8 protein-coding genes are annotated in these 15,681 nt (G+C 62.6%); 7 read left to right on the top strand and 1 reads right to left on the bottom strand.

Going from position 1 to position 15,681, the window contains the following annotated elements; translation table 11 throughout:
* Window positions 1–381: 381 nt before the first annotated feature.
* The 4 genes from P0D87_RS07440 to P0D87_RS07425 all read left to right on the top strand — a co-directional run bounded on the left by P0D87_RS07440 (window position 382) and on the right by P0D87_RS07425 (window position 10,681).
* Complete coding sequence (locus tag P0D87_RS07440; protein WP_053858330.1) at window positions 382–8,988, top strand: glycoside hydrolase family 94 protein; 8,607 nt, start codon at window positions 382–384, stop codon at window positions 8,986–8,988.
* Window positions 8,989–9,066: 78 nt separating this feature from the next.
* Entirely contained in the window at window positions 9,067–9,510 is a 444-nt protein-coding gene (locus P0D87_RS07435; RefSeq protein WP_029970750.1) for a hypothetical protein, read from the top strand.
* 390 nt (window positions 9,511–9,900) lie between these two features.
* Entirely contained in the window at window positions 9,901–10,314 is a 414-nt protein-coding gene (locus P0D87_RS07430; protein WP_053858329.1) for a type II toxin-antitoxin system HicB family antitoxin, read from the top strand.
* 160 nt (window positions 10,315–10,474) lie between these two features.
* Window positions 10,475–10,681, top strand: coding sequence for a hypothetical protein (locus P0D87_RS07425; protein ID WP_029970752.1), 207 nt, complete (start codon window positions 10,475–10,477; stop codon window positions 10,679–10,681).
* Window positions 10,682–11,262: 581 nt separating this feature from the next.
* Here P0D87_RS07425 and P0D87_RS07420 read toward each other — a convergent pair.
* Window positions 11,263–11,520, bottom strand: coding sequence for a DUF1488 family protein (locus tag P0D87_RS07420; protein ID WP_035570457.1), 258 nt, complete (start codon window positions 11,518–11,520; stop codon window positions 11,263–11,265).
* A 773-nt stretch (window positions 11,521–12,293) separates the two neighbouring features.
* On the opposite strand from P0D87_RS07420, the gene P0D87_RS07415 reads away from it, so the two are divergent.
* The 3 genes from P0D87_RS07415 to P0D87_RS07405 all read left to right on the top strand — a co-directional run bounded on the left by P0D87_RS07415 (window position 12,294) and on the right by P0D87_RS07405 (window position 15,359).
* The gene (locus P0D87_RS07415) at window positions 12,294–12,746 is read left to right on the top strand and encodes a DUF2934 domain-containing protein (protein ID WP_029970754.1); all 453 of its coding nucleotides are present in this window, start codon (window positions 12,294–12,296) and stop codon (window positions 12,744–12,746) included.
* A 726-nt stretch (window positions 12,747–13,472) separates the two neighbouring features.
* Window positions 13,473–14,387 (top strand): LysR family transcriptional regulator, encoded by a 915-nt coding sequence (locus P0D87_RS07410; RefSeq protein WP_053858328.1) that lies wholly within the window; start codon window positions 13,473–13,475, stop codon window positions 14,385–14,387.
* 204 nt (window positions 14,388–14,591) lie between these two features.
* Window positions 14,592–15,359, top strand: coding sequence for an SDR family NAD(P)-dependent oxidoreductase (locus tag P0D87_RS07405; RefSeq protein ID WP_053858327.1), 768 nt, complete (start codon window positions 14,592–14,594; stop codon window positions 15,357–15,359).
* The last annotated feature ends 322 nt before the right edge of the window (window positions 15,360–15,681 follow it).

Here is a 15,681-nt window from a genome sequence, read left to right as displayed (position 1 = left end):
CCCGTCGCCGATTGCGGCACCGGTCACATCGAAGCTTATCTGCCAAATTTAGTGTGCCCCTCGACGGCAGCTACCGTTTTGCGCGGGGGCGAGTCATTGCCGACCGCTTCCGCAGAAGCCGCATAGCTGCTTGGTTGTCCTGACGGTTCCTCGCGTGTCCGCCCACACCGTGAATCAAGCCACATCCCGCAGGCGTGCATGCAGGCGAAGGTGGGGTGTGGCCTCGCCGAAGGAAGATCCGATCATGTTCCAACTCGATGAGCCGTCGGTCGCTATTACGATGGCAAACCCGACGGCAAGCGCTGTGCGCGCCGCTAACATGACACGCCACCGCGACCGGTCCACCCGGCCGAACTCATCGGCGCCGCAGGAAGTGCGCCTGTGAAAACGATCCTCCGGTATGTCGCGAGACATCGTTCGCCGTCGGCGCCGTGGACCGACACCGCGCCGGTGCGCGAAGAGCTGTTCGGCGTCGAACGGCTCGAGCAACATGCGGAAAGCCTCGCTGCCGCGCAACCGGTCACGAAGACACCGCCTGCCGTTTTATCGCTGCACACGAGACTGAACGATAATGCCGCGGTCCTGCTCGCGGCCTACCGCGCGAGCGCCGAAGAACTGGAGCGCGGCCGGGGCGTGGTGCCCGCCGCGGAATGGCTGCTCGACAACTATCACCTCGTCGAGGAGCAGATCCGCGAGATTCGTGACGACTTGCCGCCCGGCTACTACCGTCAGTTGCCCAAGCTTGCCGCAGGTCCGTTCGCCGGGTATCCGCGCGTGTTCGGTATTGCGTGGGCGTTCGTTGCGCATACCGACAGCCACGTCGACCCGCAGATCCTGCGGCGTTTCATCAGCGCGTATCAACGGATTCAGCCGCTGACAATCGGCGAATTGTGGGCCGTGGCGATCACGTTGCGCATCGTGCTGATCGAGAACCTGCGACGCCTGACTGACCAGATTACTGCTGGCCGCAGCGCACGCGCTGACGCCGATGCACTCACCGACCGTCTGCTCGAATCGGGGAGTGCCCGTTCGGCGCTCGAAGCGGACATTTCCACGCGCTCCTCAGGCCTGTTGTCGGAGCTGTTCGCCGCACAGCTCGCAAAACGGCTGCGTGACCAGGATCCGCGCATCACGCCGGCACTTGGCTGGCTGGAAGAGCGGCTCAAGCTTCAGGGCGTCTCTGTCGATGAAGTCGTGCAACACGCACAGCAGCGGCAGGGCGCGTCGAACGTCACCGTGCGCAATGTGATCACCAGCATGCGGCTGATTTCCGACATCGACTGGACCGAACTGTTCGAGAGCGTGAGTCTTGTCGACGCGCGGTTGCGCGCGGACAGCGGCTTTCCGACGATGGATTTCCCGACGCGCAATCTGTATCGCAGCGCGATCGAGCAACTGGCGCGCGGCTCTTCTTTCACCGAACTCGAAGTCGCCGGACTAGCGCTGGAATCGGCCCGGGTGGCGGCGCTGGAAGCAGGCGATGGCGCACATGCGCAACGCGCCGGCGACCCCGGCTATCACCTGATCGCCGAGGGCCGGCGAGCACTGGAGCGGGCGATCGGATTCCGGGCGCCTGCGCGTCTGCGGATCACGCGCCTCAACGTCCGCCTCGGCATCCACGGCTATGTCGCCACAATCCTGACGCTCGCCCTGGCGTTACTCGCGCTCGCGTTGTGGGCACTATCCACACTAGCGCCGCCCGGTACCGAAGCCTGGGTACTCGCGCTGTTTGCCGTATGCGCATTCCTGCCTGTCACCGAGGTCACGACCGCGCTAATCAATCGCGCGGTGACATGGAGTTTCGGCGCAATCACGTTGCCCGCTCTCGAACTGACTGCCGGCGTGCCGTCGTCATTGCGCACACTGGTTGCCGTGCCGACGCTTCTGACGAGCGAAGCCGATCTGCGCGAGCAGGCCGAACGCCTCGAAGTGCATCACCTCGCGGGAGCCGGTGGCGACCTGTCCTTCGCGTTGCTCGCGGACGGGCTCGATGCGGATCAGGAAGTGCTGCCGGACGACGCACACCTGCTCGCCGTGGCCGCCGACGCGATCGACGAGCTGAACCGCCGTTACGAGCCAGGCCCCGGCGGCAGCCGTTTCCTGCTGCTACATCGCCGCCGCGTGTTCAATGCGAGCGAGAACAAATGGATGGGCTGGGAACGCAAGCGCGGCAAGCTGCACGAACTCAACCGCCTGCTGCGCGGTGCGACGGATACGACCTTTGTGTCGATCGCCGGCCGTGCACCGCAGGTGCCGCCCGAGGTGCGCTACGTCATCACACTCGACGCCGATACGCGTCTGCCACGCGACGCCGCGCTGCGGCTGATCGGCAAGATGGCGCATCCGCTGAACCGGCCGACGTTTAGCGACGCCGATCAACGCGTCGTCAACGGATACGCGATCCTGCAACCGCGTGTCACGCCATCGCTGCCCGTCGGGCAGGAAGGGTCACTGCATCAGCGCGTCTTCTCCGGCCCCGGCGGGATGGACCCGTACGCGGCGGCGGTGTCCGATGTCTATCAGGACCTGTTCGGCGAAGGGTCGTATACCGGCAAGGGCATTTACGACGTCGATGCGTTTGAGGCGGCTTTGCGTGGACGCGTGCCCGAAAACGCGCTGCTCAGTCACGATCTGTTCGAAGGGATTTTTGCGCGCGCCGGACTCGCGTCGGATGTCGAGGTGGTCGAGGAAGTGCCGTCGCGTTACGACGTGATCGGCAAGCGCCAGCATCGCTGGACGCGTGGCGACTGGCAATTGCTGCCGTGGATCGTCGGCTATCGCGGCCGGGACCGACACGCGATGCCGTCGATCGGCCGCTTCAAGATGCTCGACAATTTGCGCCGCTCGCTGCTCGCTCCCTTCATGGTCGCCGCGCTCGGCCTATGCTGGCTGATGCCGATCGACGCCGGAATGGCAAGCTCGCTGCTGGTGCTGAGCGCGCTCGCGATTCCCGCATTCCTGCCGACGCTGTTCGCGATCCTGCCGCGCCGCAGCGGCATCCATCTGCGCAATCATCTGGACGTGCTGGCCGCCGATGTGCGGCTCGCAACCTTGCAAACAGTTCTGTCGACCGCGTTCCTCGCTGACCAGGCGTGGCGCATGGGCGATGCGATTATCCGCACGCTGATACGGCTGTTCGTGACGCATCGCCGGCTGCTCGAATGGACCACCGCCGCCCAGTCGAAGGGCAGCCCCCGACTCGACTTGCGCGGCTTTTATCGGCAGATGAAAGGCGGTGTCGCGCTCGGCCTTGTGCTGCCGGCTGGTGCGATCGCGTTTGCACCCTCGCACTGGCCGCTCGTGCTGCCGTTTGCGCTGTTATGGCTCGCCGCGCCGGCGCTCGCGCTGTGGTCGAGCCGGTCGCCGACCGTCGCGCGGCGTTTCGCGATGGCGGACGCGGACGCACGCAGCCTTCGCCTGATCGCGCGACGCACGTGGCGTTTCTTCGAGACCTTCGTTACGCCCGCAGAGAACATGCTGCCGCCCGATAATTTCCAGGAAGATCCGAAGCCGGTCGTCGCGCACCGCACCTCGCCGACCAACCTCGGGCTCTATCTGCTGTCGGCGGTTGCTGCGCGGGATTTTGGCTGGGCGGGGACGACGGAGACCGTCGAACGGCTCGAAGCGGCGTTCGCTTCGATGCACAAGCTCACGCGTTTCAAGGGGCATTTCTATAACTGGTACGGGACGCTCGATCTCCAGGTGCTGGCACCGGCGTATGTTTCGTCGGTCGATAGCGGCAATCTGGCCGGTCATCTGATCGTTCTCGCCAACGCGTGCGAAGAGTGGCCGCATGAATTGCTCGCGCCGGCCGCGCGGTCCGGATTGATGGATAACCTGCGACTCGCGCGTGAAGCCATCGACACGCTGCCCGCCGCAGGCGGTGAACATGGCAGGCAACTGGTTGCGATCCTCGAAGAGATCAGCAAGCAGTTGCACGGTCCGCAGGCGTTCGAAGCGCTGTCGCCATCGCTCACGCGGCTGACCGAAAAGGCCGCGAAGGCAGCGCGTGAACTCGTGCCCGCCGGCGGCGGCGATAGTTCTGCCGACCTGATGTTCTGGATCGATGCGTTGAATAAAAGCCTGGTCGAACATGCCCGCGACCGGCAACAACTCATCGCGGCACCAGAGTTTCTGCAGGCACGCCTGAAGTCGCTCGCCGATACGTCGCGGGCGATGGCGCTCGAGATGAACTTCGCATTCCTGCTCGATCCGGAACGCAAGCTGCTGTCGATCGGCTATTCCCAATCCGACAACAGCCTGGACGTGAACTGCTATGACCTGCTGGCGTCCGAAGCGCGTCTCGCAAGCCTGTTCGCCATCGCGAAAGGCGACGTGACGACGCGCCACTGGTTCCGCCTCGGTCGCGCTGCAACGCCGGTCGGTGACGGCTCGGCGCTGATCTCGTGGTCGGGGTCGATGTTCGAATACCTGATGCCCTCGCTGGTGATGCGTGCACCGGTCGGCAGCCTGCTTGAGCAGACAAGCCGCCTGGTGGTGGAACGGCAAGCCGCGTATGGGCGTTCGCTTGGCATCCCGTGGGGCATTTCGGAATCGGCGTACAACGCACGCGACATCGAATTTACCTACCAGTATTCGAATTTCGGCGTGCCCGGCCTTGGCCTCAAGCGAGGGCTTTCGGAGAACCGGGTGATCGCACCGTATGCAACGGGGCTAGCCGCGATGGTCGACCCACTAGCCGCGCGAGAGAACTACGCACGACTCGCCGCGCTCGGCGCGCTGGGGCGCTATGGTTTCTACGAAGCACTCGATTTCACCCGCTCGCGGCTACCTGAGAACGAGGATGTTGCGATCGTGCGCAATTTCATGGCCCATCATCAGGGCATGACGATCGTGTCGATCGCGAACACGTTGCTCGACGCGCAGATGCGGGCACGTTTTCATCGCGAACCCATGATCCAGGCCAGCGAACTGTTGCTGCAGGAGCGTATGCCGCGCAATGTCGCCGTCGCGCATCCCCGTGCCGAAGAAGTGAAAACGTCAGCAACGGTCGCCGGCGTCGTGCCGCCGACCGTACGGCGCCTCACAGCGTCGGCCGTTGCCGGCGCGGCGCCCGTGACACACCTGCTGTCGAATGGACGCTACGCCGTCATGCTGACTGCGACCGGCGCCGGCTACAGCCGTTGGCGCGATCTCGCCGTGACGCGCTGGCGCGAAGACGCAACCCGCGACGATTGGGGTTCTTTCATCTTCCTGCGCGACACGCAGAGCGGCCACGTGTGGTCGGCGGGCGCAAAGCCGGCTGATAGCGCTGCCGATTACGAAGAGGTTGTGTTCGGCGAGGACCATGCTGAATTCATCCGCCGCGACGGCTCGTTGACAACGACGATGGACGTACTGGTTTCCGGTGAAGCAGACGGTGAAGTGCGCCGCGTCTCGTTGGCCAACAGTGGACGCCGCGCGCGCGAGATCGAACTGACATCCTATGCGGAAATCGTGCTCGCGACGCCGGCTGCCGACAACGCGCATCCCGCCTTCTCACGGATGTTTGTCCAGACCGAGCACCTTGCGGAGTTCGGCGCGCTGGTGGCCACGCGCCGTCTGCGTTCGCACGACGAAAGACAACTGTGGGCTGCGCATTTCGCGGTTGTCGACGGCGAGATCGTTGCCGAGCCGCAATACGAATCGGATCGCGCGCGCTTTCTGGGACGCGGGCGCAACGCCGGCACGGCGGCAGCGATCTTCGACGATCAGCCGCTGAGCAATACTGCCGGGACCGTACTCGATCCGGTCCTTGCGCTCAGATATCGCGTGCTGGTGCCGCCGGGCAAGGTCGCGCGCGTGACGTTCTGGACAGTAGTGGCCGAGTCGCGAGCGCTGTTGCTCGATCTGGTCGACAAACACCATGACCGCAACGCGTTCGACCGCGCCAAAACGCTAGCCTGGACGCAGGCTCAGGTGCAGTTGCGTCATCTCGATGTCGAAGCCGACGAGGCTGCGGATTTTCAACGCCTCGCCGCGCCGGTTATTTACGCCGATGCGCGTTTCAGGGCGCCGTCGGACACGATCGTTCGAGGAGCAGGTCCTCAGTCCGGAGTCTGGCCGCACGCGATCTCGGGCGACCTGCCGATCGTGCTGCTGCGCATCGACGACGTCGAGGACATCGCGCAAGTCCGCCAACTATTGAGGGCCCACGAGTACTGGCGGATGAAGCGGCTGGACGTCGATCTCGTCATCGTCAACGAACGGGCTTCGTCTTATATCCAGGAGTTGCAGGGTGCGATCGAGACAGCCGTGCGCAGCAGCCAATTGCGGCCGCGTATCGGCGAAGAGCTCGCGCAAGGAGCGGTCTTTACGCTGCGCGCCGATTTGATGAGCGTGGAGGCGCGGGCGCTGCTGCAATCGGTCGCGCGTGTCGCGTTGATTGCGCGCCGCGGTTCGATCGCCGACCAGCTCGCGCGCTTGCCGCAGTCGCCGGGACAGCCATTGGCGCTACGCCGGCAGAAGCCGCCGATGTCGTCGCCATGGCCCGCGGCGCCTCATCCGCCTCGCGCGCTTTCGCCGGTTGCGTCGAGGCTCGAGTTCTTCAACGGTCTGGGCGGCTTCGATAAAGACGGCCGGGAATACGTGAGCGTCCTCGTGGCGGGCGCGACCACGCCCGCGCCGTGGATCAACGTGATCGCCAACTCCGGCTTCGGCTTTCAGGTCGCGGCGGAAGGCAGCGGCTACACCTGGGCCGAAAACAGCCGCGAGAATCAACTCACGCCGTGGTCGAACGACCCCGTCGAAGACCCGGCCGGCGAAGCCATCTATGTGCGCGACGAAGTCACTGGCGATGTATGGGGCGCCACCGCGTTGCCAATCCGCGACGGCGGGACGTATGTGGCGCGTCACGGGCATGGCTATAGCCGCTTCGAACACGAGGCGAATGGCATCGCGCTTGACTTGCTGCAATACGTGCCGCTCGCCGACCCGCTGAAGATTTCGAGGCTGACGTTGCGCAATCTGTCCGGCATGCCGCGCCGTCTGTCCGTGACGGCGTGGATGGAATGGGTGCTTGGCACATCGCGCGGCGCATCGGGACCCTTCATCGTGACGGAAATCGACTCCACGACCGGCGCGATGCTGGCGCGCAATCCGTGGAGCATGGGGTTCGCCGGGCGAGTCGCGTTCGCCGACCTGAGCGGCCGGCAGACCTCGTGGACGGCAGACCGCACCGAATTTCTCGGACGCAACGGACGGACTGCGGCACCCGCCGCGCTGACCGGCAACGCGCCGCTGTCTGGCGCAACCGGCGCGGGCCTCGATCCATGCGCGGCGTTGCAGCGCGTGATTGAGCTGGGCGTGGGTGAGACCGTCGAAGTCGTGTCGTTCGTGGGGCAATGCGCGTGCGTTGAAGACGCACGCGCATTGATCGAGCGTTATCGCAAGGCCGACCTCGACGCCGTCCTCGCCGAGGTGACGACCCAGTGGCAGAACGTGCTCGGCACCGTCCAGGTGAAGACCCCCGACCGCGCGATGGATCTGATGCTAAACGGCTGGCTGCTGTATCAGACGCTCGCATGTCGTGTCTGGGCACGCTCGGCGTTCTATCAGGCGAGCGGCGCGTATGGCTTTCGCGATCAGTTGCAGGACGGCATGGCGTTGACGCTGGCGCAGCCGGACGAGGCCCGGCGACATTTGTTGCGCACTGCGGCGCGGCAGTTCATCGAAGGCGATTTCCAGCACTGGTGGTTGCCTCAGTCGGGGCAAGGCGTGCGCACGCGGATTTCCGATGACCGCGTGTGGCTCGCGTTCGCGACGGCGACTTACATTGGCTGCGCGGGTGACGTCGCGATTCTCGACGAGATCGTGCCGTTTCTCGATGGACCGCCACTGCGACCTGGCGAGCACGATGCGTTCTTCCAGCCGATGGTCGCGGATGAATCAGCGTCGCTGTTCGAGCATTGTGCGCGGGGCCTGGATCAATGTATGGAACTGACCGGCGAGCACGGTTTGCCTCTGATCGGCACGGGTGACTGGAACGACGGCATGAACCGCGTCGGTGCGCACGGCAAGGGAGAAAGCGTTTGGCTTGGCTGGCTCTTATTGCGGACGATCGAATTGTTTGCCCCGCTGGCTGAATCGCGCGATGCGGCTTCCGTTGCGCACGCTGCGCGCTGGCGTGCGCATGCGGCCTCGGTGCGCGAGGCGCTGGAGCGTGAAGCATGGGACGGCGAATGGTATCGCCGGGCGACGTTCGACGACGGCACGTGGCTTGGCTCAAAAGACAGTGACGAGTGCCAGATCGATTCGATCGCGCAGTCGTGGGCGGTGCTGTCCGGCGCGGCAGATCCCGCCCGCGCGGCGCTGGCGATGACCTCGCTGGAAAAGCACCTGATCCGTCCGGACGACGGGCTTGCTTTGCTGTTCACGCCGCCATTCGATAAAACGTCGCACGATCCAGGCTATATCAAGGGCTATCCGCCGGGGCTGCGTGAAAACGGCGGGCAGTATAGCCACGCAGCGATGTGGGCGATCCTCGCGTTCACCAAAATGCGCGAGGGCAACAAGGCCGCCGCGCTGTTTTCACTGCTTAACCCCGTCAATCATGCGCGTACGCCGACAGAAGTCGACCGCTACAAGGTCGAGCCCTATGTCGTCGCCGCCGATGTGTATTCCGTGCCGCCGCACGCCGGGCGCGGTGGCTGGACCTGGTACACGGGGTCCGCTGGATGGATGTACCGGGCGGGTGTCGAGGGCATTCTCGGGATTTGTCGCGAGGGCGGTTTTCTTGTGATCGATCCGTGTATTCCGGACACGTGGCCGGGGTTTGAAGCAACGGTGACGATGGATTCGACGCGGTATGAGATTCACGTCGAAGCCGCTGACGAGCTCGATGTGACGCGCGCGGTGCTCGACGGCGCGAGTCTCGAATGTGGTGATGGACGGGTGCGCGTACCGCTCGATGCCGGCTCGCACAAGCTCCTGATTTCGCTTTGTCTCCGCGTAAGGGAAGACGTGAACTCGGGCGCGTACGTCGCGTGACGAAGCACGCATCGTGCTCCGAAAGGAAAACAGGAGACGAATAGTGGTAATGACAGGCAAATCCGACCGGAGCAAACGATGTTGGCATGGCACTACACCACGGGACAAAAGTTCCGGCAGATCAGCGCAAGCGGGATGCTCATCCCCGGCGGCATCGGGGCCGAGCCCACCGGGACGCCTGTACTGTGGTTTTCGCGTAATCAGCATTGGGAGCAAACCGCCGGCGACGAGTGCCATGAGACTGGGCAATCGGTGCGCCGTCTGACGATGCGTGAGACTTACGTGGCGAGCGGCGGGCTCGTGCGGTATGGATGCGATGTTAAACGCCTGTACGCCGGCGAAGTGCTGCGGCGAAAAGCACAGATGACCCACGAAGTCTGGGCGGCCTTGTATGCCGTTGGGAAATTGCAGCAGGCGTATCCTGCCGCGTGGTGCGGCTCGGTTGACTCAATGCCGGTTGATGGCATGGTAGTGCACGTGTTGAGCGAATCATTCAAATGGCAGCGCTTCGAAGCATGCTAGCCGATTGTCCGTCATTGATAATCGGGCTTTCTGGACCTGCATGAGCAGGCCGTCCCGGCGATGCAGGCGCGACGCACGCTTTCCTTTCACACTGTCACGATTTAGTTTGCTTTTCGACGGCCATGAGCGCATGGTGAAGATCCAGATGTACCTGACGGCCCTTTTTCGCATCCGGACAGGTATCGGTTCATGACGGTCAGTATCGCTTAAGGAGCGCGCGATCATGACCATCTCCACTATCGAATACAGAGAGTACGAGCTATGTACGTACTCTCACCACGCATTCCTTCTGCATCGTGATCCGTATGCCAAAGGACCCAGGCAGTTCCCGTCGTTCGTACGCTATGACGTACCGCATGCGAGTCAGCACGCAGCTGAGTGGAGCAGGTCATGCAATATCCGCTTTATGTGCACCGTGACGGAACTGCCGGCTTTCGCGCCAGTTTTCCCGATCTTCCCCGAGCAGTTGCGAGCGGCCATTCGTTCGATAAGCTGAGACGCAACGCGCAAGAGGTTGTCGAACTGATGTATGACCGCAGCGAGCAACTCATACCCGCTCCAACCTGCAGTACATCCGAATTGCAATCGCTCGACATGGACGATGGGCAAGGGATCTGGATGTTCGTCGAGATCAACCTGACGCGGGTTACCTCGAAAGCTGTGAGCGTTCAATTCAGTCTGCCCGAGAGTCTGCTGCAGCGAGTGGATGCTGCAGCAAAAGGGCGACACTCGACGCGCTCCATGTTCTTTACGCTGGCTGCCGTGCACGAACTTGGAAACCGGGACGAAGGGCAATTGTCCTAGATGCCGGTTTTACGGTGGGTGTTCGCGGACGGCTTCCATCGCGCGCCACGACCGCGTCAGCATTCAAAACCCGACCTTGCGATGGGTCGCGTCGTCCCGCTATCGGGGCGACGCCGACCACCTGATGGCGAACCAGTTTTTTCCATAGCAGGAGTGCATCATGATCGATGACCAGGTAAATGCCGAAGAACTGGCAGAAAGCAGGAAACAGAGAGAGGCCGCGGCGAATGCGACGGATGATGGTATGCCCGTGGGCCCCGAAGATGAAAAGCGGGTTGTCGACGGCACTCAATACAGAGGGCCGAAGCAGTGGATCCGGCACGCAAGGAAATTGCTGGGTGCTGGAGGCGGCTTTATGCGACCTTGATTTCGACTTGAAGCCATGCGCGTAAAGCCATCAATGGCTCGTGTGAGACGTTCGGGACGCCTCACACGCTGGTACGGGAGCGCGCAGAGCGCGCGGCCCATAAAGAGCTGATCCGCGACACCGAATTACCTTTGCAAGGATCCTGATGTCGCGCTACCAATTCGAAGGAGATCTGGCGCATCTCGAACGGATCATTCCGTTACTTGTGCACGGAAATCCCCTGGCGCTAGCGTACTGGCAGCGTCGAGTTTCGTCGCTATCGCAGCAGCAGAGTCTGCTTCCTGACGGCACCAGGCGCGTAACCCGACTGCTTAACGTATTCAATGAAGTCGAGCGCGCATTGATATCAGGCAAGGCCACCGCCCGACGGTCGCCGGGATGAACCGCTGTGCGTCAGAAATAAATCGGAGAGGGGGCGAGCCGGCACATGCCCGGGCGCTGCAGTTCCGGCCGGCGCATATCTTGGTACGGGTCTTATTCCAGGCGGGAGGTTGGCGAACTATGGCGTCGAAACCATGCGCGCTTCCTGCACGAAGCCGGTGTTCACAGATCAGGAAACATTCTCGTGACAGGGCTGTAGATCATGAAATCGAATACCGGTTCTGCGGGCCGCCGACATACTGCCTGTTTGCGATTTCGAGAACCTTTTCACGAAACTCGTCAAAGGCACCAAGCAGCGAACGCTCGTCGGACCCAACGCCAGGTTGCAGATTTCTGAGCATTGCGTCGTCGATCATGAAGGTGATCTCGCGCGAATCGTCGTACCCCCAGAAACACACGCAATGTCGGGCGGCATCGTAGCTACGGCTGGGATTGGGAAATTTAAGCACCGCGATCAGTCTTTCTCGTACACGGCCGAGTAGCGCCACTTAGTGGCGTTGGAGTCGATCGTGGCGTAACTGGCGCGTCTTTTCTCTGCTCTCAGAGCATCCGCTGCGTCGAGTATATGAGCACGCGTCCTGCATTCGGCGGCGTACTCGCTCTCCCTGCCAATTGCAGCAGAAGCGGGCTTGAATTGCGATCGCATGATGGGGCTCCTAAGCTGGAGGTCGCTCATGGACGACCGGTCTACCCACTGTATACCCTTTGGCTGGCATCGACGTCTTTATTTACCTGCATCCCTGGAGTTCAGTTTTCCGAAACGTTATGCAGGTCCGCATAGAAAAATTCGCTCGGACTGAGAGCGCCAGTCGATACCGTTCGTATTGACCGGCTGCTCAGCGGTTGGTAGCGCGGTCATGCTCCCAAAAAAACGAAAAGTGCAGGCCGATGATTTCACTGGCAGCATCGCCCGTGAAGCGTTGGCGCCGGCATTCCACGTTCTGATGAAACCGTCCGGGTCCAGCACGAAAATTGCGCACTTCCTGTTACCTGCGACGAGAAGCTGAAAAGGCTGTTCTTCAGAAACTTCCCCGGTCCGTGTGCAATTTGTCATAGCGTTTGAATGCAGCGCGCTGACGGAGGTTCGTCCCAATGGCCTTGTGCGGGCCTACCGCCAGGCATGATACGCGTTCAAGTTGTGCGGGCCGCTATTGGCGTCCCAAGCGGTGCAGGTCCGGGGCCAGCAGTGGGCTGGCCCCTCCATCCCAACGAAAACACCTGGAAGACGATCATGATCGAGCGACTGGTTGACGTAATAGACCGCAGCGGCACTGTGCTGCACACATACCCGATTACGCTGGGCGAGTCGGGCAACGCCGACGACTCCGAATACCTGGCCAAGGCGCTGGAAGCAGCAGCGCACAGCCGGCTTGTGCCGGACGCTGAACTCGGTACCCTGACGGCCAGGATGCACACGAGCCGGGGCGGTCAGATGGCTCCCTACGGCGATGACTTCTTGAGGGACTCGGAAACGAAATCGGGCCTGGAGCAGGCTGTTCGGGAACGCGCCTATCTGCTCTGGGAGAAAGACGGGCGCCCTGAAGGGCGTGCGGAAGAATACTGGCATCGCGCTCTCGACCAGCATCTTCGGGAGCGCGCCTACGTTCTGTGGCAGCAGGAAGGAAGTCCCGAGGGGCGACAGGATGAGTATTGGCGTCGGCTTGTGGATTTCCAGGCTCAGTGATTCCGATCACCCTGGGACCCTCCGGTGCGTAGCGAAAAGGAGAACCGAGGCGGAATGCGCAGACATCCCCTTCGACCAGGTCGGGCGGATCGGTCTTCTTGCATCGCCCGACCATTGATATCGATCGCCACGGCGGCCTCTCGCTGCGGGTGCGTGTGAGCGCCGCGGCGACAACGGGGAAAGGCTGACATAAGAGTCGAGGTCGCTAACAGTGGCCGACACTCGAACGGCTGCAACGACCCCGATGACCCGCCGACCAAAATGACCGTCAGAATGGCCGTTATAGCTTGAAAGCGCCCTTCGAGTAAGGACGGGCCCGACGACCGCTTCGGGACCGAAAGCACGCGTTCGCTGACATCCGGACCCTGCATTGGGCCAATTGATACGCGAACGGCAGGGGCCCGATCTACAACTGCCTCACGGACATCGTCACCTGAGTTCCGGCAATGGCCGAACTGATGTCCCCGAAAAGTTCGCCTCGACGATCGGACCGCTCCATTACGTGCCTTTGATCTCGTGACAGCGCGATAGGCGGCAGCCCGTCGGGGGCGCCTGCGAAATTGCGTCCTCACACCATTGTCCGGCATGGGGCTGCACGGTCTGGGCTATACCTGATTACCTGATGGAACTGTCGGTATCGGAAACGGTACTGACATGTCCTCCTGAGCCGCTCGCCGTTTCGCTACACTGCGCATTTTCGCCGACAAACTTGCCAGGAGGATGCGCATGGACCGCATGGTGACGATGGAAACCTTTGTGACGGTTGTCGATGCGGGTTCATTCTCTGCCGCCGCCCGTCGGTTGAAGCTAGGTCAGCCAGCTGTCTCAAAGGCGGTCGCCCAACTGGAGGAACGTCTGGGCGCCCGTTTGCTATTACGATCGACTCGTGGCTTGGCGCCGACGGCGGCCGGGCAGCGGTTCTATGAGCACGCGCTCAGGGCCATCCATGAGGCAGATCAAGCCGAACAGGCAGTGCGCGAGTCTTCCGATGGTCTGTCGGGGCAACTGCGCATAGGCGCGGCCGTCACCTTCGCCCGGCTGCACGTTTTGCCGGCGCTAAAGTCTTTCCTTTATCAACACCCCAATCTGAGCATCGACATCGTGCTTGACGACCGGTCTGTCGATTTACTGGAAGAGGGCGTCGATGTCGCTTTGCGTATGGGCACGCTGGACGACTCGTCCATGACTGCGCGTCGCATCGCGAGCGGGCGGAGATTCGTAGTCGGCACGCCGTCATATTTCGCGGAAGCCGGAGTTCCGCAAACACCTGTCGACCTCGGCCGGCATCAGGCGGTCGTCTATTCCGTGCGAGGCGGCGGTGAATCATGGTTGTTCAGCCGCGATGATGGATCTGATTCAACCGTGACCCTGTCCGGCCGAATCAGCGTGAACGCGGCTGAAGGCATGCGCACGGCAGTGCTCGCTCACATGGGCCTTGCTGTCGCATCGGAATGGATGTTCGCGCCTGAACTCGCGGACGGCACGGTGCAGGCCGTCCTGACTGACTGGACCTTGCCCACCATCGACCTGTGGGCAGTTTTTCCGGCCGGGCGTATGACGACAGCGAAAGCGCGCGCGTTCGTCGCGTTCGTCGAGCACATTCTCAGTGAGCACAAATCCAGCGACGACCCGATTGCCTAGCCGCAGTGCAGCCCGGTTCGATTCGCCCCGACCTGTTCCCTTGCCGCAGGAATAGGAGCTATTCCTCGGCCACGACTACCGTACGACGCCGCCTGAGCGGAGGATACGCATCAACCAATGCATCACAGATTGGCTCTGATGCAGCGGTCTCTCCTGCAGTTCAAGCCGGAGAACCGATTCAAAACCTACCCGTTGAGGAAAACCATGACTCAAGCTCTGAAAGGCAAACTCGCCCTCGTTACCGGCGCTTCGCGCGGAATCGGTGCAGCCATTGCGGCACGTCTTGCGCGCGATGGTGCATCCGTCATCGTTCACTATGCGTCGAGTGCGGAGCGCGCCCAAGCAGTCGTCAACGAGATTCGCGATGCCGGCGGCGAGGCTGAAGCCGTGGGCGCGGACCTGTCGAAACCGGAAGGCGTCAGAAGCCTCGTCGACTCGCTGAACGGCGCGTTCGGCGGCCGTTTCGAGGGGCGGCTCGACATCCTTGTCAACAACGCGGGCACAGTCGAGTACGGACCATTTCTCGATTCTTCGGAGAGCTCGTACGACACGCACTTCAACTTGAATGTTCGTGCGCCGATCGAACTGGCAAAAGACGCGGCGGCGCGCATGGTCGCGGCTGGCTGGGGGCGCATCATTAACGTAGGCTCGGCCTTTGGCGAAGCCGCGCCACTGCCTGGCGTGACGCTCTACATCGCGTCGAAGTTCGCTCTCAGAGGCTTCACGCGCGGGCTGTCGCGTGAACTCGGCAAATACGGCGTGACCGTGAATGCTGTCCAGCCCGGCCCGATCGATACAGAACTTGCTCCGCAGCCCGGCACGGAAGATCACGCGACGATGGTAAAGCTCGCGAGCGTCGGCCGTTTCGGCAAACCCGCAGAAATCGCGGCGGCCGTCGCATATCTCGCCAGCCCCGAAGCAGGCTACACGACCGGCGAAAGCCTGACAGTCGACGGTGGATGGATTGCCTGACGCGGCGGCCCCCGTTGAACGCTATTCGAATGCCGCATGCATTTCGATTTCGAATAGCGTCAACTGAACGCAGCTAACTGCCAACGGTCATTTTCCGACGGCGTTGCAGCCGGTCCGAGCCGTCAGGTTTGTAGCGGCAGGTATCAACGCCCTGCGGTATGCAGGGCTCCCGCATTCACACAACTGCCAAGCGACAGCAGCAGAACGCCGGCCGCAAGCGGCAGAAGCGGGGCGACTTGCAGCGGTAGTCCATAGTTGTGCCGCAAGTCGAAATACCTTCCGACCGCGACCGGTCCAGACGCTGCGCCAAAGGCGTAGCCCG

The organism is Paraburkholderia sp. RL17-368-BIF-A (assembly GCF_046054045.1).
GTDB lineage: Bacteria > Pseudomonadota > Gammaproteobacteria > Burkholderiales > Burkholderiaceae > Paraburkholderia > Paraburkholderia graminis.
This window is presented reverse-complemented; position numbering and strand designations above follow the sequence as displayed.